General features: G+C 72.1%; 19 protein-coding genes. 9 read left to right on the plus strand and 10 right to left on the minus strand.

What is annotated here, in order from left to right; all coding sequences use genetic code 11:
• Positions 1–269 precede the first annotated feature (269 nt).
• Positions 270–1,118 carry a hypothetical protein gene (locus tag GEV10_17040; GenBank protein MQA80162.1) on the minus strand — a complete coding sequence of 283 codons (849 nt, stop codon included), beginning with the start codon at positions 1,116–1,118 and terminating at the stop codon, positions 270–272.
• A gap of 41 nt (positions 1,119–1,159) precedes the next feature.
• Between GEV10_17040 and GEV10_17045 the strand changes: the two genes are divergently transcribed.
• Genes GEV10_17045 through GEV10_17055 form a run of 3 tightly spaced genes read left to right on the plus strand, consistent with a single transcriptional unit; the run spans position 1,160 to position 3,767 of the window.
• Positions 1,160–2,239, plus strand: a complete 1,080-nt coding sequence (locus GEV10_17045; protein MQA80163.1) for a type III polyketide synthase — start codon at positions 1,160–1,162, stop codon at positions 2,237–2,239.
• A 5-nt stretch (positions 2,240–2,244) separates the two neighbouring features.
• A complete protein-coding gene (locus GEV10_17050; GenBank protein MQA80164.1) occupies positions 2,245–2,754 on the plus strand; it encodes a hypothetical protein in 510 nt (169 codons plus the stop codon).
• Entirely contained in the window at positions 2,751–3,767 is a 1,017-nt protein-coding gene (locus GEV10_17055) for a monooxygenase (protein MQA80165.1), read from the plus strand. Before GEV10_17050 ends, GEV10_17055 begins: the two co-directional genes overlap by 4 nt.
• A gap of 31 nt (positions 3,768–3,798) precedes the next feature.
• On the opposite strand, the gene GEV10_17060 is transcribed toward GEV10_17055, so the two are convergent.
• On the minus strand, positions 3,799–5,358 hold the full coding sequence (locus tag GEV10_17060) for a serine hydrolase (GenBank protein MQA80166.1): 1,560 nt from the start codon (positions 5,356–5,358) through the stop codon (positions 3,799–3,801).
• Positions 5,359–5,523: 165 nt separating this feature from the next.
• Here GEV10_17060 and GEV10_17065 point away from each other — a divergent pair, with 165 nt between their 5' ends.
• The 6 genes from GEV10_17065 to GEV10_17090 all read left to right on the plus strand — a co-directional run bounded on the left by GEV10_17065 (position 5,524) and on the right by GEV10_17090 (position 12,153).
• Positions 5,524–7,080 carry a hypothetical protein gene (locus tag GEV10_17065; GenBank protein MQA80167.1) on the plus strand — a complete coding sequence of 519 codons (1,557 nt, stop codon included), beginning with the start codon at positions 5,524–5,526 and terminating at the stop codon, positions 7,078–7,080.
• 65 nt (positions 7,081–7,145) lie between these two features.
• Entirely contained in the window at positions 7,146–8,081 is a 936-nt protein-coding gene (locus GEV10_17070) for an ABC transporter permease subunit (protein ID MQA80168.1), read from the plus strand.
• Positions 8,082–8,155: 74 nt separating this feature from the next.
• Positions 8,156–8,950 (plus strand): ABC transporter permease subunit, encoded by a 795-nt coding sequence (locus GEV10_17075; protein MQA80169.1) that lies wholly within the window; start codon positions 8,156–8,158, stop codon positions 8,948–8,950.
• A gap of 8 nt (positions 8,951–8,958) precedes the next feature.
• Positions 8,959–9,963, plus strand: a complete 1,005-nt coding sequence (locus tag GEV10_17080) for an ATP-binding cassette domain-containing protein (protein ID MQA80170.1) — start codon at positions 8,959–8,961, stop codon at positions 9,961–9,963.
• Between the two features lie 11 nt (positions 9,964–9,974).
• Entirely contained in the window at positions 9,975–10,739 is a 765-nt protein-coding gene (locus tag GEV10_17085; protein ID MQA80171.1) for an ATP-binding cassette domain-containing protein, read from the plus strand.
• Positions 10,740–10,821: 82 nt separating this feature from the next.
• Complete coding sequence (locus GEV10_17090) at positions 10,822–12,153, plus strand: glutamine synthetase (protein ID MQA80172.1); 1,332 nt, start codon at positions 10,822–10,824, stop codon at positions 12,151–12,153.
• Here GEV10_17090 and GEV10_17095 read toward each other — a convergent pair.
• From GEV10_17095 to GEV10_17130, 8 genes are all read right to left on the minus strand, one after another.
• Positions 12,147–12,824 carry a hemerythrin domain-containing protein gene (locus tag GEV10_17095; protein MQA80173.1) on the minus strand — a complete coding sequence of 226 codons (678 nt, stop codon included), beginning with the start codon at positions 12,822–12,824 and terminating at the stop codon, positions 12,147–12,149. The two genes, GEV10_17090 and GEV10_17095, sit on opposite strands and share 7 nt — an antisense overlap.
• Complete coding sequence (locus GEV10_17100) at positions 12,821–14,083, minus strand: glycosyltransferase (GenBank protein ID MQA80174.1); 1,263 nt, start codon at positions 14,081–14,083, stop codon at positions 12,821–12,823. The genes GEV10_17095 and GEV10_17100 overlap by 4 nt, the downstream gene beginning before the upstream one ends.
• A gap of 15 nt (positions 14,084–14,098) precedes the next feature.
• Positions 14,099–14,686 carry a TetR family transcriptional regulator gene (locus GEV10_17105; protein ID MQA80175.1) on the minus strand — a complete coding sequence of 196 codons (588 nt, stop codon included), beginning with the start codon at positions 14,684–14,686 and terminating at the stop codon, positions 14,099–14,101.
• Between the two features lie 75 nt (positions 14,687–14,761).
• Positions 14,762–17,716, minus strand: coding sequence for a tetratricopeptide repeat protein (locus tag GEV10_17110; protein ID MQA80176.1), 2,955 nt, complete (start codon positions 17,714–17,716; stop codon positions 14,762–14,764).
• On the minus strand, positions 17,713–20,727 hold the full coding sequence (locus GEV10_17115; GenBank protein ID MQA80177.1) for a hypothetical protein: 3,015 nt from the start codon (positions 20,725–20,727) through the stop codon (positions 17,713–17,715). The genes GEV10_17110 and GEV10_17115 overlap by 4 nt, the downstream gene beginning before the upstream one ends.
• Before the next feature lie 128 nt (positions 20,728–20,855).
• Positions 20,856–22,364, minus strand: a complete 1,509-nt coding sequence (locus tag GEV10_17120) for a DHA2 family efflux MFS transporter permease subunit (GenBank protein ID MQA80178.1) — start codon at positions 22,362–22,364, stop codon at positions 20,856–20,858.
• A gap of 229 nt (positions 22,365–22,593) precedes the next feature.
• Entirely contained in the window at positions 22,594–23,052 is a 459-nt protein-coding gene (locus tag GEV10_17125; GenBank protein MQA80179.1) for a MarR family transcriptional regulator, read from the minus strand.
• A 321-nt stretch (positions 23,053–23,373) separates the two neighbouring features.
• The gene (locus GEV10_17130; GenBank protein MQA80180.1) at positions 23,374–24,615 is read right to left on the minus strand and encodes an ROK family protein; all 1,242 of its coding nucleotides are present in this window, start codon (positions 24,613–24,615) and stop codon (positions 23,374–23,376) included.
• Positions 24,616–24,746 lie beyond the last annotated feature (131 nt).

Raw genomic sequence — 24,746 nt, forward strand, 5'->3', positions numbered from 1 at the left:
ACCACGTGATCGTCGATCAACACGTACAGTGCGGTCAGGAGGGTGTTCAGATCTTTGCTCACACATCGAACATGAACACCCTCCCCCACATCCACGGCCACGACGCGCCCAGGCCCTTCAAGGAATCACTCATCTAGCCCCCACGCCCCGCTGGGGTCCCGGTCGTGGTGCCTGTACCCACTGGGGTCCCCGGTCGTGGTGTCCACCCCCGCTGGGGTCCCCAGCGGGGGGCCGGACCCCCGCTGGGGACCCCAGGTGTGGTGGTTCGGTCAGGACAGTGCGCTCGCGTTGACGGCGAACAGGACGACGGCGACGGCGGCGGCGCCGATCGCCGCGCGGAACGAGTAGCGCCTCGGCGCGAGTGCCGCGGTCACCGACAGCGCGGCGCACGCGGCGAGCGCCGGCCACGCGAGCAGGGCCGGGCGACCCGGCGGACCGAGCACGAGGACGACCGACGCGGTGAGCATCGGGGCGGGGAGGACGAGGCGGGTGGTCCGTTCGCCGAGGCGTTGCGGGAGTCCCCGGATCCCGGTGCGGAGGTCGCCGTCGATGTCGGGGACGGCGTTGGCGAGGTGTGCGCCGACGCCGAGGAGCGCGGCCGCCGCCACGCCCCAGGCCGCGGGCCACGGGGCGCCGGGCAGGCCGAGCGTGACGAACGCGGGCAGCGCGCCGAAGCCGACCGCGTAGGGCACGAACGAGAGGACCGTCCGCTTGACGCCCGCGTCGTACGTCCAGCCGGCGAGCACGCCGACGAGGTGAACGGTACCCGCGGGCACGCCCGTCGCCAGGGACAGCGGGACGCACGCGGCGAACGCGAGCACGGCCGCGCCCGCGACGAGGCGTCGTGGCGCGGCACCGGTGACGATCGGTTTGTCGGTGCGCCCCAGGGCGACGTCGCGCGGCGCGTCGACCGCGTCGTTGCACCAGCCGATCGAGAGCTGTCCGGTGAGCACGGCGAGCGCCACGAGCACGCAGTCGGCGGGCGAGCGTCCGGCCGCGACCGCCACGACGGCGACGAAGGCCGTGACGGCGGCCGTCGGCAACGGGTGCGACGCGGCGAGGAGAGCACGGACAGTCACGATGAGCCCTCCGAAGCCGCCGGTCGACCGGCTTGCCAGTGTCACATGTCGCCCCGACCACGCCCGGCTGTGACAAGAGGATGCGGGTGGGGGAGATTGGACCGGTGCGGATCGCAAGCGTGTTCGGGGTGCTGCCGCCCCATCGGTACGAGCAGCGGCAGGTCACCGACGCGCTCGTCGGCATGGGCCTCGACCGGACGCCCGGCAGGTCCGCGCTGCTCGACCGGTTGCACGACAGCGCGCACGTACGCACCCGGCACCTCACTCTGCCGCTCGAGCGCTACGGCACGCTCTCCGGCTTCGGCGAGGCCAACGACGCGTTCATCGACGCCGCGATCGACTACGGTACGGCGGCGGTCAAGGGCGCGCTCGCGGAGGCGGGGCTGTCGCCGACCGACGTCGACCTCGTGATCTCGACATCGGTCACCGGCCTCGCCGTCCCGTCCATCGACGCGCGCATCGCCGGCGGGCTGGGCCTGCGGCAGGACGTGAAGCGCGTGCCTGTCTTCGGGCTCGGCTGCGTCGCCGGGGCCGCCGGCATCGCCCGGATGTACGACTACCTGCGGGCGTGGCCCGACCAGGTCGCCGTGCTCCTGTCGGTCGAGCTGTGCTCGCTCACGCTCCAGCGCGACGACTTCTCGACCGCGAACCTCGTGGCCAGCGCCCTGTTCGGCGACGGCGTCGCGGCGGTCGTGGCCTGCGGCGACGACCACCCGCTCGCGACCGGGCCCGAGGTCGTGGCCACCCGCAGCAGGCTCTACCCGGACACCGAGCGCGTGATGGGCTGGGACGTGAAGGACTCCGGCTTCCAGATCGTGCTCGGCGCCGACGTGCCCGACGTCGTCCGGCGGCATCTCACCGGCGACGTGACGTCGTTCCTCGCCGACCACGGTCTCGTACCCGCGGACGTCACCGCCTGGGTGTGCCACCCCGGCGGCCCGAAGGTGCTCGACGCCGTGCAGGACACGTTGCGGCTGCCGGACGGCGCCCTGGAGCTGACCTGGCGCTCGCTCGCGGACGTCGGCAACCTCTCGTCCGCCTCGGTGCTGCACGTGCTGCGCGACACCCTGCGGCTGCGTCCGCCACCCGCGGGCACGCCTGGCATGCTGCTCGCGATGGGACCGGGATTCTGCGCCGAGCTCGTGCTGCTGCGGTGGTAGGCGCCGTGTACCCGCTGCTGGTCCTCCTCGTCGGCCTCGAACGCCTCGCCGAGCTGGTCGTCACGCGCCGCAACGCGGCGTGGAGCTTCGCGCGGGGCGGTGTCGAGGTCGGTCGCGGCCACTACCCGTGGATGGTCGCGCTGCACACGGCGCTGCTCGCCGGCTGCCTCGTCGAGGCCTGGTTGGTCGGGCGTCCGTTCGTCCCATGGCTCGGCTGGCCGATGCTGGCGCTGGTGTGCGCGTCGCAGGCGTTGCGCTGGTGGTGCATCGCCTCGCTCGGCCGCCAGTGGAACACCAGGGTGATCGTCGTCCCGGGGCTCGACCGCGTGACGCGTGGCCCGTACCGCCTGCTGCGTCACCCGAACTACGTCGCCGTCGTCGTCGAGGGCATCGCGCTGCCGCTGGTGCAGACGGCCTGGATCACCGCGCTGGCGTTCACCGCGCTCAACGCCGTGGTGCTCACCGTACGCATCCGCAGCGAGAACGCCGCGCTGGCGCAGCTCATCTCCCGATGATCGACCTGCTCGTGGCGGGTGGCGGACCGGCGGGTCTGGCGACGGCCGTCAACGCGGCGCTCGCGGGGCTAGACGTCGTCGTCGCGGAGCCACGGTCGGTGCCGATCGACAAGGCGTGTGGCGAGGGGCTGATGCCGAACGCCGTGCGCCGGCTGTCGGCGCTCGGCGTGCACGTCGACGGTCACCCGTTCCGCGGCATCAGGTACGTCGACGCCCACCGGCAGGTCGGCACCGACTTCCGCGCCGGCCACGGCCTCGGCGTGCGCAGGACCGTCCTGCATGCCGCGCTCGCGGCGCGTGCGGCGGACCTCGGCATCCCCGTGCGTCCGGTGCGCGTCGACGGCGTGCGCCAGGACGCGGCCGGGGTCGATGCGGGTGGCGTCACGGCGCGGTACCTCGTCGCGGCCGACGGGCTGCACTCGCCGATCCGCCGTACCCTCGGCCTGGCGACGGTCGCGGGTGGTCCGGTGCGGTACGGCCTGCGGCGGCACTTCCGGGTCGCGCCCTGGTCGGAGCACGTCGAGGTGCACTGGTCCGAGAGATCGGAGGCGTACGTCACGCCGCTGGGTCCCGAGCTGGTCGGCGTCGCGCTGCTCACCGCCGAACGCGGGCCGTTCTCCCAGCAGCTGCAACGGTTCCCGGCTCTCGCGGCGCGACTGTCGTCGCGGGAGGACGACGGGCGCGTGCTCGGCGCCGGCCCGTTGCGTCAGGACGTACGCGCGCGGGTATCCGGACGCGTGCTGCTCGTCGGCGACGCCGCCGGCTATGTCGACGCGCTGACCGGCGAGGGCATCGCGGTCGCTCTCGGCGCGGCCGCCGAGCTCGTGCGCTGCGTGCGGACCGGACGGGTCCAGGCGTACGAACGCGCGTGGCGCCGGGTGAGCCGGCGCTACCGGCTGCTGACGCGGGGCCTGGTCTGGGCGCGCGACCGCCCGGCCCTGGCGCCCCGCATCGTCCCGGCAGCCGCCCGCCTGCCGAAGGTGTTCGGCGCGGTGGTCGATCTGCTCGCCTGACGGCCGGGCAGGTGCGCGATGACGCCGGGCTTCACGTCGGCAGGACGACCCGGGTGTTCGGCAGCGGGCCGAGGTAGGCCTCGCCCAGGGACCGGCGGCGGGACGAGATGTCGGTCGGGGCGGCGCTGCGCGGTGTGCCGGCGGGGACGACCCGTACGACGAACTCCTGCACCTTGGCCGGGTCCACCGGCGTCAGGTGGATCATGCAGATGAGCTCACCGTGCTCGCCCGGGATGGACCAGGTGACGTCGGCCGGTGTCGTCGCCGAGACGATGTCGCTCGCCGGACGCGGGGCGGCCAGCGGCCCGACCCGTGCGACGAGGTCGGCGAGCTCGGCCCGACGCTCCGTCAGTGGGCGGTCGAAGTCGACGTTCTCGGCGAAGATCCGGGCGGCCAGGTCGTCGTCCCACTCCCGGACGAGCCGCTCGGTCGCCTCGCGCAGCTCCACCGTCTCCGGCCAGAGGACGACCGTCTGCGCCGGGGCGTTCTCGCGCGACAGCACGCGGCCCAGCGCCTGCACACACAGCGCCGACGGTTCGCCACGGTGGCTGTTGGTGAGGACGACCATGCCGTTCCCGGAGTCCGGGTGCCAGAGCATGAACAGCCGGAACCCGGGCAGCCCGCCCCCGTGTGCCACGTAGGTCCCCTTGTGCAGGTCGAGCGACACCTGCAGGCCCAGCCCGTACCCGCGGATCGCCGGATGCAGTCCGCCGTCGGCGGCCACCGCGAGCGCCGGCGCGTCCACGATGTGCATGCGCTGCATCTCGCGGCGGGAGGCCCGCGAGAGCACGCCGACCTCGAGCGATCCCGTCGGCGGGCGGAACGCCGACCCCAGCCAGGTGACCCAGGTCGCCAGGTCACGCACCGTGCTCATGATGCCGCCCGCCGCCGCGAACGCCGCCGAGGCGGTGTGCGGGTACGGCACCCAACCGCGGTCCGCGTCCAGGGAGTACCCGGTCGCGCGTGCGAGGTCGCCGGGAGCGGCGTTGTCGAAGAACGTCGACGTCAGGCCGAGCGGACGGAAGACCTCGTCGCGGACGAAGTCCTCGATCGGACGACCCACGACCCGGCCGACCGCGAGTCCGGCGAGGGTGAAGCCGAGGTTGGAGTACTCGTAGACGGCGCCGGGGACATGGCTGTAGCGGAGCCCTCTGCTCACCTGCTCGAGGACCAGGTCGACGCTCGCGTCGATAAACGGGTCGACCCACGAGTTGTCCTCGGTCAGCCCGCCGGACATGCTGAGAAGCATCCCGAGCGTCGGCGGGTCACACGGGTCCTCCTCCGTGCCCGACGCCGAGAACTCGGGGAAGTACTTCGTGACCGGGTCGTCCAGCGACAACAGCCCGCGGTCCCGCGCGATCAGGGCGGCACACGCGACGAAACTCTTCGACATGGAGGCGATCGGGAACACGGTGTCCGCGTCGGGAACCAGCCCGTCCTCGCTCACGACGCCGAACCCGGACGCATGCGCCAGCCCGGATTCGGTCGTCCAGCCGTACGCCAACCCCTTCGCCTGGTCGGCGACGGTGTACCGGCCGAACAGCGCGTCCAGCTCGGCGTCGACGGTGACCGGGATGCTCTCGTCCGACATGCAGTGGATCCTTCCTGCTCGCCGACGAGACACTAGCCACCACCTGCCGTGCCCTGGCCGTGCGCCCCGACCAAGTTTGGCGGTAACTTTCGTCCAGAAGACCGACGTGATGAACGATTGACGACCGTACCCTGCAGCAGCGGGGCACGACGGGAAGCTGGTGCCATGAGGCCGAGGAAGATCATGGTGGCCGCCGTCACGGTCGCGACCGTGACGGCGACGCTGGTCGGCTGCGGGGGTTCCGGCGGCACGGGCGGTTCCTCCGGCAAGCCCCAGGCGGGCGGCGACCTGGTCATGGCCAGGGCCGACGAGGCCACCAGCCTGCTGCCCTCCGTCCCGACCGACAACTCGGCCATCTGGATCATCGAGGAGATCTACGACACCCTCACGGTCCCGTCGCAGGACGGCGAGACGGTCGAGCCGTCGCTCGCCACCTCCTGGAAGCAGTCGAAGGACAAGCTGAGCTGGACGTTCACGCTCCGCAAGGGTGCGACGTTCACCAACGGTGACCCGGTCACGTCGGCCGACGTCAAGTTCTCGATCGAGCAGAACCAGGACCCGTCCGCGCCGTTCTCGTTCATCGACTCGATCATCACCAAGATGGACACCCCGGCCGACAACACGATCGTGTTCCACACCAAGAAGCCCTGGTCACCGATCCCCGCCGACATGGCCCTGTACGCGAACTCGATCGTGCCGAAGGACTACGGCGGCATGAGCGCGGAGGAGTTCGCCAAGAAGCCGATCGGGTCCGGGCCGTTCAAGTTCGAGAGCTGGACCAGGGGCAGCAGCCTGAAGATCGTGAAGAACCCCGACCACTGGAACAAGGAGGTGCCACTCCTCGACTCGGTGACGTTCACCGTCGTGCCCGACAGCAACACCCGCGCCACCCAGCTCGCCAGCGGGCAGATCCAGATCAACGAGTACCCGGCGTACTCCAGTGTCAAGACGCTGAAGAACCAGCCAAACGCCAAGGTCACCGCGTTCCCGTCCAGCGAGGTCGACTACCTCGGCATGAACAACTCCCGCAAGCCGTTCGACGACGTCAACGTCCGCAAGGCGATCAGCCAGGCGATCGACAAGGAAGCCATCAACAAGGCCGTGCTCTACGGCCACGGCAAGATCGCCGGTGCCTATCTGTCGCCGGTCACCTGGGCCCACAACGACGAGATCGAGGCGCCGGCATACGACCTGGCCGCCGCGAGGGCGGCGCTGGCCGAGTCGAAGGTCCCCGACGGCTTCACCACCACCTTGACGGTCCCCTCCGGCGACCAAGACCTCGCGAGTCAGGCGCAGCTGGTCCAGGACAGCCTGGGCAAGATCGGCATCAAGGTGACGATCAAGAAGCTCGACCCGGCGGCCCTGGTCACCGCCAAGAAGGCGGGCAACTACGACATGGCGTTCGGCCTCTACACCACCGACATCGTCGACCCGGACGAGATCGCCAGGTTCGCCGGCAGCTACACCGGCGGCGTGCACGCGGTCTACACGTGGTTCAAGGATCCGAGGATGGACAAGCTGGCCGCCACCGCGAGCAGCGAGCCGAAGCAGAGCACCCGCAAGGCCGCGTACGACGAGATGCAGGAGATCGTCGCGGACGAGGTGCCGTTCATCCCGCTGTTCTACGCGCCCGGCACCTACTCGTACTCGACCAAGGTGAACGAGTTCCATCCCGGCGGCACCGGCAACTACTTCCTGAAGAACGTCTGGCTGTCCAAATGAGGTGGGCACTGTGACGGGGGCGCTGTGACGGGAGCGCTCGACCGGCGGCGTACGGAGGAGAGCGGATGGGTCGCTGGCTGATCCGGCGCCTACTGCTCGCGATCCCCGTCGTCTGGGGCGTCGTCACGATCTCGTTCGTGCTGATGCACCTGGCTCCCGGCGACCCGGCCGCGACGGCGCTCGGGGAGAAGGCGAGCCCGGAGGCCGTCGCCGCGCTCCGCCACCTGTGGGGTCTCGACCAGAGCCTGCCGGAGCAGTACTGGAGCTACCTCGGCCAGATCGTCCGCGGTGACCTCGGCGACTCGCTGTACTTCCGCGCGTCGATCACCTCGCTGATGGTGCAGCGGCTGCCGGTGACGCTCGCGCTGATCGTGATGAGCGCCGTCATCGCGTCACTCATCTCGGTTCCGCTGGCGTCGCGGAGCGCGGCGAACGTGAACGGGCCCGTCACCCAGGCGGTACGGATGTTCAACGCCGTGATCCAGGGCGCGCCGACGTTCTTCGTCGGCAGCATGCTGATCCTGTTCCTCGGCGTCCGGATCGCGCTCTTCCCCGCCGGCGGGTACCCGGACGGCGTCGTCCAGCGCGCCTGGGCGCTGGTGCTGCCCGCGTTGACGATCGCGCTGAGCATCGTGCCACTCCTCGTCCGCGGGCTGCGCGCCGCGATGATCGAGGCGCTTGGCAGCGAGTACGTCTCGTTCGCCCGTTCCAAGGGCCTGAGCGACACCGCGGTCAACCGCAGGTACGTGCTGCGCAACGCGGGCATCTCCGGCGTGAGCATCCTCGGCATCCAGGTCGGTGCTCTCGCCAGTGGCGCGCTCGTGGTCGAGCAGGTCTTCGCCATCCCTGGCATGGGCTCGATGCTGATGACGGGCATCCTCAACCGCGACTACGCCCTGGTACAGGCGTGCACCCTGGTCTTCGGTCTGCTCGTGGTCGTCGTCTACCTGGCGACGGACCTCGTCTACGCCCGGCTCGACCCGAGAGCGAGGCTGAGTTGACCGCGACGACCCCCGCCGTCGAGCCGCGCCTGAAGACGCGGGCGTGGGTGCCCGCATGGGCGCGTCGCCACAACATGCAGCTGTGGACGGGCATCGCGATCCTCGGCGTCATCGTGCTGGCCGCCGCCCTCGCGCCCGTCATCGCCGGGCACAACCCGACCGCACCCGACGCAGGGAACGCACTGCAGGGGCCGTCCGGCGAGCACTGGTTCGGCACCGACCACCTCGGCCGCGACATCTTCAGCCGGGCCGTCTACGGCGCCCGTACCGACCTGACGATCGCGGTCGTCGCGGTGATCGCGCCGTTCCTCATCGGGCTCGTCGTCGGGATCACGTCCGGCTACTTCGGCGGCTGGTTCGACACCGTGATGATGCGTATCGCCGACATCGTGACGGCGTTCCCGTTCTTCATCCTCGTCGTCTCGCTGGTGTTCGTGCTCGGGAACGGCGCGTGGAGCATCTTCGTGGCCATCACCGCCGTCTCCTGGGTCGCGTACGCGCGTCTCGTCCGCGCGGAGGCGATGGTGCTGCGCAACAAGGAGTTCGTCGCCGCCTGCCAGGCGAGCGGGATCTCGACGCCTCGCATCCTGCTGCGCCATTTCGCGCCGAACGTGGCCACCCAGGCGATCGTGTACTCGATGAGCGACATCGTGATGAACGTCGGGGTGATCGTCACGTTGAGCTACTTCGGGCTCGGCATCGTCCCGCCGACGCCGGACTGGGGCGCCATGATGGCCGACGGGCAGCAGTTCCTCGCCGGCGGCTACTACGGGGTGACGCTCTTCCCCGCGGGAGCGGTCGTCCTCAGCAGCCTGGCGCTGTCGCTCATCGGTGACGGGCTCGCGCACGTCCTGCGGATCGACAGGTAGGGGCGCGGATGACGGGAGACTCGGCCGCCCTGCTCGTCGTCGACGACCTCACCCTCACGCTGGACATCGCGGGGGAGCATGTCACCGTGCTCGACGGCGTCTCGTTCACGGTCCGGCCGGGCGAGGCGCGTGCACTGGTGGGCGAGTCGGGGTCGGGGAAGAGCCTCACCCTGCGCGCGATCCTCGGCCTGCTGCCGCCGAACGCGCGTCTCACCGGCGGCCGCATCGTCTTCGCCGGCGAGGAGTTCGTCTTCGACGGGTCGAGGAACGGCGCGGGCGCCAGGCGGCGGACGCGCCTGCGCGGCTCGCAGATCTCGATGATCTTCCAGGAGCCGGCCGTCGCGTTCAACCCCGTGATCACCGTAGGCGAGCAGGTCGTCGACGCGGTGATGCGGCGCCGGCAGCTGGGGCGCCGGCAGGCACGCGACTACGCCGTCGAGCTGATGGAGCGGGTCGGGATCCCCGACGCCGCGAGTCGGGTGGACGCGTACCCCTTCGAGCTGTCTGGCGGTCTGAAGCAGCGCGCGATGATCGCCGCGGCGATCGCGGACGAGCCGCGGCTCATCCTGTGCGACGAGCCGACCACCGCGCTGGACGTCACCGTGCAGAAGCAGATCCTGACGCTGTTCACCGGCCTGCGCGACGAGCTCGACGCCGCGCTGCTCTACGTCACGCACGACCTGGCGGTGGTCGCGGAGCTCTGCGACTCGCTGACCGTGCTCTACGGCGGGCGGGTGATGGAGAGCTCCGACCACCTGCGCGCGCTCCTCGACGAGCCGAAGCACCCGTACACCGAGGCGTTGCTGCGGTCGACACCCGACATCGACCGCATCGCCGAGCGGCTATACACGATTCCCGGCAGCGCGCCGTCGTTGCAGGACCGGCCGCAAGGCTGTCCGTTCGCCCCGCGCTGCACGCACCGTCAGGACGACTGCGAGGAGGGTCCCGTGCCCGACACGTCGCGGCTGCCGGGCCGGGTGGTGCACTGCCTGCACCAGGTGGAGCCGTCGTGAGCGACCAGCCGTTGCTGCGGTGCGCGGACATCGTGGTGAGCTTCAAACAGAAGCGATCGACGTCGCGGTTCGTCGCGGTGAACGAGGCGTCGCTCGACGTCGAGCGCGGCCAGATCGTCGGACTGGTGGGTGAGTCGGGGTCCGGGAAGTCGACGCTGGCGCGCGTGGTGGTCGGGCTGCAGCCGGCCGACTCCGGCACAGTGACGTTCGACGGACGCCTGCTCGGCACGCGGCGCGCTCTGGCGGACCGGCGCGGCATCCAGATGGTGTTCCAGGATCCGTACGGCTCGCTCGACCCGCGGATGAGCGTCCGAGCCACCCTGGCCGAGATGATCAAGCGGCACACCTCCCTGCGCCGGCGTGCCCTGAACGAGCGATGCGTCGAGCTGATGGACATGGTGCAGTTGCCCGCGTCCCTGTTGAGCTCGCGACCCGCGGGGATGTCCGGCGGCCAGCGCCAACGCGTCGCGATCGCGCGCGCCCTGTCGATCGAGCCGACGCTGCTCGTCGCCGACGAGCCCGTCGCCGCGTTGGACGTGTCGGTCCAGGCGGGGATCGTCAACCTGCTGGCGGACCTCCGTCGCGAGATCGGTCTGTCGATCCTGTTCATCTCGCACGACCTGGCGATCATCAGGACCCTGTGCGACCGGGTGAGCGTCATCTACGGCGGCACGATCGTCGAGGAGAACGCCTGTGCCGCCTTGTTCGAGAACCCCCGCGACGACTACACGAAGGCCCTGCTGAGTGCCATCCCGCGCCTGGAACGTGCACACTGACCTCGTATCTTCGGGCACGACCTGAAGCGGAGGGCTGGACGTGGCGTTGGATCGGGAGGACCTGGCCAGGCGCGCCGGGGAGATGGTGTCGACGCTGCGCGAGGCCGACGTCGAGGGCGTGGTGCTGTCGTTCGTCGACACGGCGGGGATCAACCGGATCAAGACGGTGCCGCTGAGCCGGTTCGAGCGGGCGGCGGCGTGGGGTGCCGGCATGTCGCCGGTGTTCGACACGTTCCTGTCCAACGACGCGCCCGTCCGCACGGCCGACCTCGGTGGTCCCGACGGCGACCTGCGGCTGCACCCCGACCTCGACAGGGTCGTCGTGCTCGCCGCCCAGCCGGGGTGGGCGTGGGCGCCGGTCGACAGGTACACCCAGGACGGTGAGCCGTACGCCGCGTGCCAGCGGATGTTCGCGTCGCGCATGGTCGAACGCGCCAGGGCCGCCGGTCTCACGTTCGCGATGGCGTTCGAGATCGAGTGGGCGATCAGCCGCGGCGACGGCCACGACTTCGAACCCGCGTGTCTCGGACCGGCGTACGGCATGACGCGCCTGGTGGAGCTGAGCGACTACGCGCGCGACGTGCTCGCCGCGCTCCGGGTCGAGGGGCTCGACGTCGAGCAGCTGCATCCCGAGTACTCCGACGGGCAGTACGAGGTGTCGGTCGCCGCGACCGATCCGGTGACCGCGGCCGACCGCAGCGTCCTCGTGAGGCAGACGATCCGTGCCGTGTCCGCGGAGCACGGTTACCGCGTGTCGTTCTCGCCGTCCGTCGTCGTGCGGCACGTGGGCAACGGCGGGCACGTGCACCTGTCCGCGTCGCGCGACGGACGCAACGTCTTCGCCGGCGGTGACGGCAGGTACGGCATGACGGGCGAGGCCGAGGCGCTGATGGCGGGCGTGCTCGAACGGCTGCCCGCGCTGCTCGCGATCGGCGCGCCCTCGCCGGCCAGCTACCTGCGCCTGGTGCCCTCGCACTGGGCGGGACCGTACGGCTGCTGGGGACGCGAGAACCGCGAGGCCGCGGTACGCCTCGTCACGGGTTCGGTCGGCGACGAGGCGGGTGCGGCGAACGTCGAGGTCAAGTGCGTCGACCTCGCCGCCAACCCCTACCTCCTCGCCGGGTGCCTGATCGCCGCCGGCCTGCACGGGACCTCGTCCGGCGCGACGTTGCCGGACGAGGTCACCGGCGACCCCGCCGGGTACGATGCCGCCGACCTGGCGGCCAGGGGAGTGCACCGGCTGCCGACCACCCTCAGCGTGTCGGTCGACGCCTTCGCCGCCGACGAGGTCCTGCGCGACGCGCTCGGCACCTGGCTGTTCGATGCCGTCGCCGCCGTACGCCGCGGCGAGATCGACAGGTTCGCCGACTCCAGCCCGGAGGAGATCGTCGAGGCCCTGCGCTGGGTCTACTGAAGGACCTCGGCCCGCACCTTCGCGATGTAGCGGCGGTACACGGGCTCGATCACCGGCCGCACCAGCAACCGCAGCGGGAACGGCAGGGTGGCGACGAGCATCGCGCGCTCGCTCGCGTCGCATTCCTCGAGAACCGCCCCGAACATCAGCGGCAGCTCTGCCGGACGCATGCCCCGTCGCGCGTGCTCGCCGAGTCGTGCCCACTCGCCGGCCGTGACGTGCTCGGTGACCAGCGGCAGGATCTCGGCCTCCTCGTCGCCGAGGTGGACCAGCAGGACGGCCTGCAGCGACTCGAGCACCTCGGCGAGCGGCTCGGGGTGCGCCGCGGACTCCACCCAGTCGGGAAGCAGCCTGCCGACCTCGGTCACGAGGGCAGCGAGCTCTCCGTGCTGTGCCTCCATCCGGGCCGTCACGTCCGCGCGGGTCTGCACCCGGCGTTCGAGCAGCGGCCACAGCTCCACGTCCTCGCCGGAGTGGTGCAGGTGCAGTCCCTCCATGATGAGGCGCGCGTGCCCGGCGACGATCCTCGCCCGGGTACGGTCGCCCACCGCGACGCCACGCACGGCGCCCGGCAGTGCAGCGAACTCCCGGCGGAAGACCCGGTGGACGATCAGCATCTCCCGGATGTCGGCCATTGCGGCGTCGCGGGGGACGGCGGGATGCGCGGTCATGGTGTGACCCCGTTCCGGTCGAGTGCGACGGCCTCGAGCTCGTCGATGGCGGTGCCGCTCGCCTCGTCCGCGCGCATGACGGCGCCGAGCTCGGCGGCACGGATCCGGAACGACGGCTCGTCGAGGAGCCTGCGGACGGCGCGTGCGATCGCGCCGGGTGGTGCCTTCCTGCCCAGCCGCAGGCCGGCGCCGGCGGCGACGACCCGGGCCGCGCTGTCGGGTTGGTCGCGGCCCAGCGGGATCACCAGCTGCGGCACGCCCGCGACCAGGGCCTTCGCGACCGAGCCGTGCCCGCCGTGGGTGACGCACGCCGCGGCGTGCGGGAGGACGGTGGAGTGCGGCGCACTGCGCACCACGCGCACCCGCTCGGTCCCGGGCACCTCGGCCGGGTCGATCTCCGGCCCGGTGGTCACCAGGGTGCGCACCGGCAGCGTGTCCAGAGCGGCGACGGCGCGGCGCAGCACGGGTGCCTGGTCCATGAAGGTCGACGACATGCTGACCAGCACCAGGGGCTCGTCGCCGGGAGGGAGCTCGGCGGGAAGCGCCCATGCGGGGTCGTCGAGCTGCGGGCCGACGTACCGGACGTTCGCCGGCATGCGGGCGGGGAACTCGAACGCGCGCGAGGTCAACACGAGGACGCGCGTGGCACCGGTCAGCTGGTCGAAGACGTGCCTGAGCGGCGGCAGCCCGAGCTCGTGGCGGGCGGCGTTCAACGTCGCCGTGCCCGGCGACCACAGCCGGAGGAAGACCGCGTTCATCACACTGTCGCGCAGCCGACCGAGCGGACCGCGGAGTGGGAACCAGCCGGTGCCGTACGGCGGCAGGCCGCGCGCGGGCAACAGGTAGACGTTCGGCATCAGCGCGACGGAGGGCAGCCCGCGGCTCTCGGCGGCGGCGAGCGCGCCGAGCAGCGTGAACGTCGCCAGCACGGCGTCGGCGGGTCGCGCGTCGAGCGCGGCGCCGACCTCGGCCGCGTAGTCCGCGGCGGGCCCGGCGAGCACCCGGTCGAGCAGCCGGTCGGCGACCTGCATGGGCGTGCGCAGGTCGTGATCGACGAACGGGTCGGGGTCGGCGGCCATGCGTCGGTGCGGCACGCGCTGCCAGGGCAGGAACGTCGCCCCCGCGGCCTCGACCTGAGTCCGCAGCGTCGGCGCGGCCAGGGCGGTGACCCGGTGGCCGCGCGCGACGAGCCGCCGGACCAGGACGAGCTCGGGTCCGACGGTTCCGCCGCCGTCCCACATCGCGAAGAGGTACTCCATCGTCGTGCTCCGATCTCAGGGAGCCAGGGCCCCGGTGACGAGCCGCTGCATGACGCGGGCGGTCTCGGCGAGCGAGTTGTCGAGGTCGCGGCGCAGCAGCTTCCAGACGTAGATGTCGGTTGCCGCGTAGAGCGTCGTGAGGGTGTGCCGCCGGGCGCGGGTGTCCGCCGGCAGCCGATCGGCGAAGACCTGCTCGAGCCACGCCCGGTGCTTGGTTCGGCCCGACGCGAGGACGTCGGCGAGGACGGGCATGCGGTCCTCGAGCGCCAGGAACCTGATGATGGCGTCGCCGATCTCCTCGTACTCCCGGAGCAGCACGCGTATCGAAGCGGCGGTGTCGCCGACGCGAGCCGTGCCGCGCCGGTCGTCCACCTCGACGGCGACACCCTCCACGAGGACGGCGAACAGGTTCTCCTTGCTCTCGAAGTGGTTGAGCACGGTCTGCTGGGTCACGCCCGCCTCCTGCGCGATCGTCGACAGCGTCACGTCGTCATACGGTGCGGCCAGGAACTGCTCCCGCGCGGCGGCGAGGATGCGTCCGTGAGTCCGCTCCGCGGCGCTGGCCCTGGAGGTCATCCGGTAGCTGCGCTTGTCCGTTTTCATTATGGTCAGACTAAAGCTGAAATTTGGGCAGCAGTCAAGCGAAAGTTGGTGACGTGAGGAGGCGCTGCCGGACCGTCAGGCGGGCTCGCCCGCGTGGGCGGTCGCCTCGGCGAGCGCACGGCGGGCGCGGCGGAGGATCATCGGGACACCGGACTCCTCGGCCAGGCGTGACGCGCGCTGTGCCGATCGGACGGCGAGGTCGTGGTTGCCGCGGATCGACTCGATCCTGCCGATGGTGAGGGCCTCGACCACGAGACCGGCGTGGTGGTCGGAGCTGCGGTAGTACGCCGCCGCGTCGGCCAGCAGCTCGTCGGCCGCGGGCCAGTCGCCGCGTCGTGCGGCGACGACCGCGCGACCGAGACGGAGCACCGCGCTGCCGTTGTCGTCGCCGATCCCGCCGGTGATCGCGAGCGCCTCGGTGAGGTCCTCGTCGGCCTCGTCGAGCCGGTCGAGCGCGAGCAGGGTCTGTGCGCGGTCGTGCAGCATCTGCGCGCGCGTTCTCGTCGCGCCGAACTCCTCTTGCTCCGCCAGCGCCGCCGCGAAGACCGGGAGCGCCTCGGCGTACCTGTCGTCCTCGAGCAGCGCCTCGCCGAGCCGGTAGAGCGTACGGATGTGCAGGTCGCGGCCGGCCTCGCCCGCCTGCGGCAGCAGTCCGCGCAGCTCGGTGACCGCGCGGTCGAACTCCGTGGCGTGGTACGCGACGTACGCCCGCTCGAGTCCGACGGCGACCTCCAGGCGCACGTCGTCGGTCGCCTTCGCGGCCTCGACCGCGCGCTCGGTCACCGCGCGGACCTTGCGCCACTCGTCACCTCGCTGCAGGTACGCCGAGCTCAGCGCGAGCAGCAACCTGACTTGCAGGTCGGGGGTCGCGCCCATGGCGCCGACCCGCTCCAGCATCCGGATGCGCTCGTCGTCGTACCTGCGTAGACCGAGGTAGGCGTCGCAGCGCAGCGTGAGGAGCGCCGCCAGGTCGGGATCGACGGCCGCGGCGAACTCGGCGGCGGCCACCAGCTGGTGCCGGGACGCGTCGAGCCAGGCGAGGGCGTCGTCGTCGATCGCGGCCGCCGGTTCCGGTGGGGTCTCGACGCCGGCCGAGGGCTGGTCGCCGGGCAGCCGTCCGTGCGGGATGAGCGCATCGGCGCGCTCGGCCAGACCCAGCCAGGTGCGAAGGACGCGGGAGACCGCCGCGGTCCGGTCCTCCTGGCTCTCCTCGGCCTCGACGCGTTCCCGTGCGACCAGGCGAACGAGCTCGTGTAGCCGGTACGTCGCGCCCCCTGCGGGATCGTCGCCGTCGTCCTCGACGAGGTGGGCGGCGGCGAGGTCGTCGAGCAGCGTGTGCGCGGTGCCCTCGTCGGTGTCGAGCAGCGGCGCGCCGATCCAGTCGGGGAAGTCCGGTCGCGGGAGCAGCGCCAGCCGCCGCAGCAGCCGCCGCTGGTCGTCGTCGAGCGAGCGCCAGCTGAGCAGGAGCGTCGCCCGGACGGCGAGGTCGCCCGTCTGCAGGACGTCGAGTCGGCGGTGCTCGTCGGTGAGCCGGTTGGCGATCCTTGCCAGCGCTCCCCGGCGTCCCGTCGCCGTCACCTGCGCGGCGATCACCCTGATCGCGAGCGGCAGCCGGCCGCACAGGTCGACGACGACCCCGGCGGCGACGTCGTTGCCGTGGTCTCCCTGCGCGTCGCCCACGAGGCCGGCGAGGAGCGCCAGCGCGTCGTCCTCGTCGAGTGTGTCGACCGCCGTGTGATGCGCGGAGACGAGATCGGTCAGCGCCGGCCGGCTCGTGACCACGACACCGCAGCCGCTCGTCGGCGGCAGCAACGGGCGTACCTGCGCGGCGTCGGCGGCGTCGTCGAGTACCACGAGCACACGCCGGTCGGCGACGCAGCTGCGGTACAGCGCGGCACGCTCCTCGAGGCCGGACGGCATCGCCTGGCCGTCGATGCCGAAGGCGCGCAGGAACGCGGCGAGCACCTCGCTCGGATCGACCCGGTGTCCCGCCGTGCCGCCGAGCGACGCGTAGACCTGGCCGTCGGGGAACGACGTGCGCGCGAGGTGGGCGAGGTGCACGGCGAGCGCGGTCTTGCCGATTCCGCCGCCACCGTGCAGGCAGAGCACCGTGGGCGCCGTACGCGTGTCGTCCGGGGTCAGCCGGGCGAGCAACGACCGTACGTGCTCCTCCCGCCCGACGAACGCCGACAGGTCTGCGGGCAGCTGGCGCGGGACCGGCAGCGCCGTGGACGGCGTGGCTGCGGGCTCCGCGGTGACGAGCAGGTCGGAGTCGCCCTCGAGGATCCGTTGCTCGAGCCGCCGCAGCTCCTGTCCCGGGTCGAGGCCGAGCTCGTCGGCGAGCCGGCGCCTGCCGTCCTGGTAGGCCTGCAGGGCGTCGGCCTGCCGGCCGGCGCGGTGCAGCGCGAGCATCAGGTGCGCGCGAACGCGGTCACGCCGCGGGTAGCGGGAGACGAGCTCGACGAGCTCGGGCACCAGCTCGGCGTCGGAGCCGAGCGCGAGCTCGCCCTCGATCCGGCCCTCGACGGCGACGAGCCACTCCTGGGTGAGGCGGTCGGCGGCGACGTCGAGCAGCGGCGTGCTGACGTCCTGGAGGGGCTCGCCACGCCACCGGTCGAGCGCCTGCCGGAACGTCGTAACCGCGTCGGCGGCGTCGCCCGCGCGCAGCGCCGTCGTCGCCAGCTCCACGAGTCGGCGGAACTCCTCGAGGTCGACCGTCGCCGACTCGGTCGACAGGACGTAGCCGGGACGCCGCGTCACCAGCAGGGCGCGGGGCTCGGGCACCCCGGCCGCGGCGAGGCGCTTGCGCAGTGCGGCGACGCACGCCTGGATCTGCACCGCCGAGGTCGGCGGCGGGGTGTGCCCCCACACGGCGTCGGCGAGATGGTCGGCGCTGACGACCTCACCCGCGTGCAGCATCAGGCAGCCGACGATGGCGCGTTCCCGATGACCACTGAGGTTGACCGGTCGGTCGTGGACGCGTATCTCCAGCGGACCCAGGAGTCCGTACGAGACGGCGGCGCCCGTCATGCGTGTCCCGCCGGCCGTGCCTCATGGTCGCGCGACGTTGCCTCTGGACGTTCCCGCTCTCCGGCACGCTGGTACGCCCGCGACAGCGAGAAGCGCACCCGCCGGGCGGTCAGCGGCTGCCGTTCCCGCTCGCACAGCGACAGCACCCTGGTGAGGGTGCGGATGGCCGCGACGTGCCGGCCGCGCAGTGACTCGAGACGTCCGCGCTGGTGCTCGGTCGTCATCTCGTCGCCCGGGCTGTTGTCGCGGCCGAAGATCTCGGCGGCCCGGGCGAAGGCGTCGTCGGCCTCGCGCCACCGGCCCTGCTGGGCGAGGGCCTCGGCGAGGTGGATCGACAGGTACGCGATGCCGGTGTCGTCGGTGAGCGGCTCCACGATGGCGAGCGCCCGGCGCAGCTGGCGCTCGGCCTCCGCTCCGCGGTCGACGTCGAGGAGCCGCAGCGCGTAGTGGAGCAACATCACCCCGGTGCCGCGGGTGTCCTCACCGCCGTCCCGGCCGTCCAGTGCCTCCGCGAAGAGCTCGATGGCATGCTGCGGCTGGCCGGACTGTGCGAGGGCGTTGCCCAGCAGGGTCAGCGTCTGCCGGTGGAGAACGGTGTCGGTCTCACGGGCGACCGGAAGCAGCAGCTGCAGCTCGTCGACGGCAGTGTCGAACTCGGTCATGACGTACCGGTACCACGCGACCTGTTCCCTGGCCTTGACCTCGAGGTACGTGTCGCCGCTGTCGCGGGCGAACGGAACGGCCCGCTCGGCGAACGGCAGCATCTCGTCGGGCGGGGCGCCCGCCTGGCCGTGTGCGGTGGCGAGCTGGAGCAGCAGGCGGGCACGCAGGCCCGGCGTCACGTCGTCCGACCGCTCCGCGGCCTCGACCGCCCTGATCCTGAGGTCGGCGACGTTGCGGATCGAGAAGAGGCCGTCGAGTCGCGTCGCCAGCCGCGCGGCGACGTCGCCATCGCGCGTCGCCGCCTGCTCCACCGTCGACGTCAGCTGGTCGTGCCAGCGCTCGAACCAGGCCAGAGGGTCGCCTCGCGCCGACTCGGTCGCCTGCGGTGGGGCACCGCCGCTGAGGGCGAGGCCGCGGTTGACGGTGCTACCCGCGGCGATCGCCTGGTCGGTGGCCTCGGCGAGCCCGAGCCAGGCGTGGTGCAGGCGGCCGAGCGCCGCGTCGCGCGTGGTGTCGTCCTCCTCCTCGTCGAGCCGTTCGCGGGCGACGAGACGGACCAGGTCGTGCAGCCGGTACGTGGCGCGCCCGGCCGCGTCGGCACTGTCCGGCTCGATCAGGTGGACGGCGACGAGCGTCGCGAGGAGGTCGTGACCGGCGTCCTCGTCGGAGTCCAGGAGGGGCGCGGCGACCCAGCGGGGGAAGTCCGCGTGGGGGATCAGCGCAAGGCGTCGCAGCAGGCGCCGCTCGTCGGCGGTGAGGTGCTCCCAGCTCAGCAACAGGGATGCGCGGACGGCGAGGTCGCCGACCTGTAGCAGGTCGAGGCGCTGCCGCTCGTCGAGCAGGCGCCCGACGAAGCGGTCCACCGCACGCGGTGACGCCCCGGTGAGCCGTGCCGCCACGACGCGGATGGCGAGCGGCAGCCCGCCGCAGAGCTCCACGATGCGACTCGCCGCGATGAGCGCGCCGTCCGTGCCGGTCGACGCGTGGAGCAGCTCGACGCCGTCGGACGAGCCGAGTGGTCCGACGCTCTCGTGCACCGCGCCGGCGAGGTCCCGGAGAGGTCGGCGACCGGTGATCAGCACCGCGCTGTCACGGCTCGGCGGCAGCAGCGGACGGACCTGCCTCGTGTCCGCGGCGTCGTCGAGGACGACAAGGACGGCGCGGTCGGCGAGGCGGCTGCGGAAGAGTGCCGCGCGCTCGTCGAGGCCCGCGGGAACGGCGTCGCCGCCGAGGCCGAGTGCACGCAGGAACGCGGCGAGCACGTCAGCGGGGTCGGCCGGGCGTCCACCGGTGCCGCCGAGGTGCGCGTAGAGCTGCCCGTCGGGGAACGACCTCGCGACGCCGTGACCCACGTGTACCGCGAGCGCGGACTTGCCCACCCCGCCTCCTCCGTGCAGGCAGACGACGGCCGGCGCGTCACCCGTCCGGCCGGTGAGCCGTGCTCGCACGGCGTCGGCGTGCCGGTCGCGGCCGACGAGGTGCGGGACGTCCGCGGGCAGCTGACGCGGGACCGGCAGCTCCGGCCGCGCCGAGGGCGGTTCGGTCCCCGTCGCGACGAGAAGGGAGCTGTCGTCACGGAGCATCCGCCGGTGGAGGTCGCGCAGCTCGTCGCCGGGATCGAGGCCGAGCTCCTCGACGAGGAGCTCGCGTCCGTCCTGGTATACGCGCAGTGCGTCGGCCCTGCGTCCGGCGCGGTACAGCGCGAGCATCAGCTGACCCCTGAGGTGCTCGCGGAGCGGGTGCTCGCCGACGAGGGCGAGGAGGTCGGGGACCAGATCCGCATGCCCGCCGAGCGCGAGCTCGGCGTCGAGACGGCCCTCGTCGGCGAGCAACCACTCCTCGATGAGGCGCTCCGCGGCCGCGTCGAGCTCCGAGGCGTCGATCCCGGCGAACGGCACGTCGCGCCACAGGCCGAGCGCACGGACGAACAGGTCGCGCGCCCCGGCGTGGTCGCCTCGTCGCGCCGCGGTCTCGGCGTCCCTGGAGAGCGCGCGGAAGTCGGCGAGGTCGGTGGTGACGCGGCCGGTGAGCACGTAACCGGGCGGCCTGGTGGCGACGACGGCGCGGGCGTCGGTGACGCCGGCGGCGGCGAGTCCCTTGCGGATGCGCGAGACGCAGTTCTGGATCTGCACGGCGGCGGTGGGCGGGGTCGCCGGGCCCCAGACGACGTCGGCGATCTGGCTCGCGCCGACGATCTCGCCCGTGCGCTGCAGCAGCAGCGCGACGATCGCGCGTTCCCTGTGCCCCTTGAGCTCGACGGGCCGGTCGCCGACGCGGACCTCGAGGGAGCCGAGGAGGAGGAACGCCACGTCGGGATCGTCCGGTCGGTCAGCCCCGTTGGGGTCCACGACCGGTCACCTCCCGAGAGCCCGCGTCGCCGGGCAGCATGCCGGCTCCCGCATTGTCCTATGCCGGACGCACTCCCGGGTATCGAGGTGGGGAGGCGGACGCGGGCCCTCGGTGGTGCAACGTTGTACTACTCGGTGAGGGCGGGGACGTCCTCGGCCGGGCGCGACGCTGGCCTGGTGGTCTCCCGGCCGGTGCGCAGCGGCACCTCCTTGAGGAAGAACGCCACGACGAGGGCGACGACGATGAACGGGATGCCGGCGAGGTAGACGTCGTCGATCGCCTGCGAGAACGCCGTGAGTACGAGGTGCTTGACCGGTTCCTCCAGCTGCTGCAGCGCCTGGATGTCGTTGGCGTCGACGGCCGGTGGCTTCGCGCCGCCGGGCAGCGAGAGGCCCTCCATCTGCTCGGCCAGGTGGGCCGCGAGCCGGTTGCTGAGCACGGCGCCGAAGATGGCCGTGCCGATCGCCCCGCCCATCTGCCGGAAGAAGACCGTCGAGCTCGTCGCCGAGCCCATGTCGCGCATCTCCACGGAGTTCTGCACGGCCGTGACGATCGTCTGCATGGTGAAGCCGAGCCCCGCGCCGAAGACGTACGCGAAGATCGCGGCCTGCCAGTACGGGGTGTCGACGGAGAGCCGGCTCATCAGCCCGAGCGCGACGAGCAGCGTGGCAGCGCCGAGGATCGGGTAGATCTTGTACCTGCCCGTCCTGGAGATGAGCTGGCCGGACCCGATCGATGTGGTGAAGATGCCGACCACCATCGGCAGCATCGCGAGACCCGAGACGGTGGGCGACATGCCCATGACCGCCTGCAGGTAGAGCGGGAAGAAGACGATGCCGCCGAACATCGCGACGCCCGCCAGGATGGCGAACAGGTTGCCGATGCTGAAGACCGAGTTGCGGAACAACCGCATCGGGATGATCGGTTCGGGTGCGCGGCGCTCGACGAGCACGAACACGACCGTCAGCGCCAGCGAGCCGCCGAGCAGGACCAGCGACAACGGGCTGAACCAGCCGTTCGCGGTGCCCGACCAGTTGAGGTAGAGCAGCAGCAGGCTGACGCCCGCCACGATGACGGTGGCGCCGAGGTAGTCGACCTTGTGCGACCTGGTGACGTGCGGCATGCGCAGCGCCAGTGTCGTGACGACGAGGGCGGCGAGCCCGATCGGGACGTTGATGAAGAAGATCCAGCGCCAGCCGGGGCCGTCGGTGAAGAACCCGCCGAGCAGCGGGCCGGCCACGCTCGCGACGCCGAACACGACGCCGAAGTAGCCCTGGTAGCGGCCGCGCTGACGCGGCGGGATGACGTCCCCGACGATCGCGAGCGCGATCGACATCAGGCCGCCGCCGCCGATGCCCTGCAGCGCGCGGAAGCCGATCAGCTGTCCCATGTTCTGGCTGAGACCGGCGAGCACCGAGGCCACCAGGAACGTGCAGATCGCGATCTGGAAGATCAGCCGCCGACCGTAGAGGTCGGAGATCTTGCCCCACAGCGGGGTCGTGGCGGTGGCCGTGAGCAGGTACGCGGTGACGACCCAGGACAGCTGGTCGAGGCCGCCGAGGTCGCTCACGATCCGCGGCAGCGCCGTGCCGACGATGCTCTGGTCGAGCGCCGCGAGCAGCATGCCGGCCATCAGGCCGACGAGGGTCACCAGGATCTGCCGATGGGAGAGGTAGCGGGGTGTGTCGGGGTCGAGTGCGGGGTCGGAGGTGGACGCGGCCGCCCGCGAGCTCTGGTCGCGGTCGACGTGGTCGGTCACGAGCCGTCCTCCAAAGTGAGCATCGCAGCGAGTACGCAAGGCGGGGGCGAGGGATGTGCCGTAGGTGAGCGAGGAGCGGGGCGGAGGAGGCCGGCGGGGAACACGGTCATCTGTGCTCCGTTTCGGGGACCTGCTGGTCGAGGGTGTTGGCGAGACGGTGGGCGAGGGCGCAGAGCGTGCGGATCTCGTCCTCGGACCAGTCCGCCATCGCGGCGTGGATGACGTCGTTGCGCGCCCGGGTGGCGGCGGCGAGCCGTCGCCTGCCCTTGGCGGCGAGCACGAGCTTCGCGGCGCGCCTGTCGTCGGGATCCTCGGTACGCACGACGTACCCGGACTTGACCAGCCGGGCGACGTGCCGGCTGACCGTGGAGGTGTCGAGGCCGACCTGACCGGCCAGCTCGGAGACCCGGCAGACGCCGTTCTCCCGCACCCGGTGCAGGAGGAGAACCGCCCACGCCTCGTCCGGCGTGCGCGCCGTCACCGTCTTGAGCTGCCGGCCGATCCGCATGAGCGCGACGGGGAGACCCTGCTCGAGCTCCACCGGGGCCGAGTTCGTTGCTTGCACCCCACAACAATAGGCAGGCGGATGGCAGGGACCGGCGACCCGTTTGCCAACCCTTGACCGACCCGCCGTCCCGTTCGGGCGCTCGGTGCAGCACCGGTCACCGGATGTCGCCGCGCGCGCTGCCCTGGCGCGCCACCCGCGTGCCTCTCCCGGCCTAGCCCGCGCGCCTCCCCAGGCGCCGCCCACCGGCGAATGATCATGTTCACCTGGTGAAGGCGTCCTTCACATGGCACATGCACCGTGGGAAGTGAGCATTCACCCACTGAACATGATCATTCGCCCGGGTCATTCGCGCGAGGGGGTCCGCCGCCGCTCCCGCGGTTACGCGACGCCGGTGGCGAGGAGCTGGGCCCAGCCGGGGGCGTAGGTGCCGTGCAGGACGAGGGAGGCGGCGCCGACGGCGCCGACGTCGTCGCCGAGGACGCTGCGCTCGACGCGTACGGTGCGTAGCCGCCGCGCGATCGTGCGCTCGTTGACGGCCGTGGTCAGCTCCGGCAGCAGGCGGCTCTCGAGGTGCCGCAGGGCGGTGCCGCCGACCACGAGCAACCGGACGTCGACGACGTTGACGAGGCTGACCGCGGCCTGCGCGAGCAGGTGCACCGCGCGGTCGACGACGTCGGCGGCCGCGGGGTCGCCCTGGGCGGCGGCGCGGCAGACCTGGGCGTACTCCGACCGGATGCGGGTCTTGGTGCCGGTGACGCCGAGCCGCTTGGCCACGCGGCGTCCGTGCCGGTCGCGCAGGTCGGCGAGCATCGCCTCGGGTGAGCAGTGCGCCTCGGCGCAGCCGCGGTTGCCGCAGTGGCACGGGCGGCCGTCGGGCACGACGGTGATGTGGCCGAACTCGCCGGCGTTGCCGGTCTGGCCGCGGTGCACGGTCTCGCCGAGCATCAGCCCGCCGCCGATGCCGGTGCCGAGGTAGAGGAACGCGAACGGCTCCGCGCGGTCGGCGCCGCCCGCCCAGCGCTCGCCGACGGCCATCGCCGTCGCGTCGTTGTCGAGCCGGACGGGGATGCCGACCCGGTCGGCGAGGGCGTCGACGAGCGGCTCCTCGTGCCAGCCGGCGAGGTTGGGTGGCTCGACCACGAGCCCGCGTTCGAGGTCGACGGGTCCCGGGCACGCCACGCCGACCCCGGCGACCGCAGTGACGGGGATGTCCGCCTTCTCGATCACCTGGTCGATCGCGCCGGCGAGACGCTGCACGGTCGAGCGCGGGCTGCGCCCGCCGTTCGACCGGCGGCGCACGCGGGCGACGACCTCGCCGCCGAGGTTCATCAGCACCGTCACGGTCGCGTCCGGGTCGAGGTGCATGCCGATCGCGTACGCCCCGTGCGGGTTGAGGGCGAGCGCCGTGCGCGGCTTGCCACCGGCGGAGGGGAGACGCCCGGCCTCGACGACGAGCTCGGCCTCGAGCAGCCGCCGGACGATGTTGGACACGGTCTGTGTCGTCAGTCCCGTCAGCTCGGCGAGCTCCACACGGCTGATCTCGCCGCGGCTACGAATGGCCTCGAGGATGACGGCCCGGTTGTAGCCGCCCACTCGAGGGAGGTTCGTTCCGCTCCTCATACCACCTCCCGGTAGGACGCGCAGTGAGCATACCTTGACTTACTAAATCCAATGGTCTTACTTTCTCCCGTAAGGTCCGCGAAGGTCGGCTGCTGTTCGACCCGGTCACTGACGCTCGACGACGAGAGGAA

This window comes from Streptosporangiales bacterium, from assembly GCA_009379955.1.
In the GTDB taxonomy this organism is placed as follows: Bacteria; Actinomycetota; Actinomycetes; order Streptosporangiales; family WHST01; genus WHST01.

Bases quoted from the DNA above. Each gene is read 5' to 3' on its own strand.
- GEV10_17090 (MQA80172.1), top strand. From the start codon at position 10,822: ATGGTGTCGACGCTGCGCGAGGCCGACGTCGAGGGCGTGGTGCTGTCG.
- GEV10_17045 (MQA80163.1), top strand. From the start codon at position 1,160: ATGCGGGTGGGGGAGATTGGACCGGTGCGGATCGCAAGCGTGTTCGGG.
- GEV10_17080 (MQA80170.1), top strand. From the start codon at position 8,959: ATGACGGGAGACTCGGCCGCCCTGCTCGTCGTCGACGACCTCACCCTC.
- GEV10_17110 (MQA80176.1), bottom strand. From the start codon at position 17,716: ATGACGGGCGCCGCCGTCTCGTACGGACTCCTGGGTCCGCTGGAGATA.
- GEV10_17065 (MQA80167.1), top strand. From the start codon at position 5,524: ATGAGGCCGAGGAAGATCATGGTGGCCGCCGTCACGGTCGCGACCGTG.
- GEV10_17100 (MQA80174.1), bottom strand. From the start codon at position 14,083: ATGGAGTACCTCTTCGCGATGTGGGACGGCGGCGGAACCGTCGGACCC.
- GEV10_17060 (MQA80166.1), bottom strand. From the start codon at position 5,358: ATGTCGGACGAGAGCATCCCGGTCACCGTCGACGCCGAGCTGGACGCG.
- GEV10_17075 (MQA80169.1), top strand. From the start codon at position 8,156: ATGCAGCTGTGGACGGGCATCGCGATCCTCGGCGTCATCGTGCTGGCC.
- GEV10_17105 (MQA80175.1), bottom strand. From the start codon at position 14,686: ATGAAAACGGACAAGCGCAGCTACCGGATGACCTCCAGGGCCAGCGCC.
- GEV10_17055 (MQA80165.1), top strand. From the start codon at position 2,751: ATGATCGACCTGCTCGTGGCGGGTGGCGGACCGGCGGGTCTGGCGACG.
- GEV10_17070 (MQA80168.1), top strand. From the start codon at position 7,146: ATGGGTCGCTGGCTGATCCGGCGCCTACTGCTCGCGATCCCCGTCGTC.
- GEV10_17095 (MQA80173.1), bottom strand. From the start codon at position 12,824: ATGACCGCGCATCCCGCCGTCCCCCGCGACGCCGCAATGGCCGACATC.
- GEV10_17130 (MQA80180.1), bottom strand. From the start codon at position 24,615: ATGAGGAGCGGAACGAACCTCCCTCGAGTGGGCGGCTACAACCGGGCC.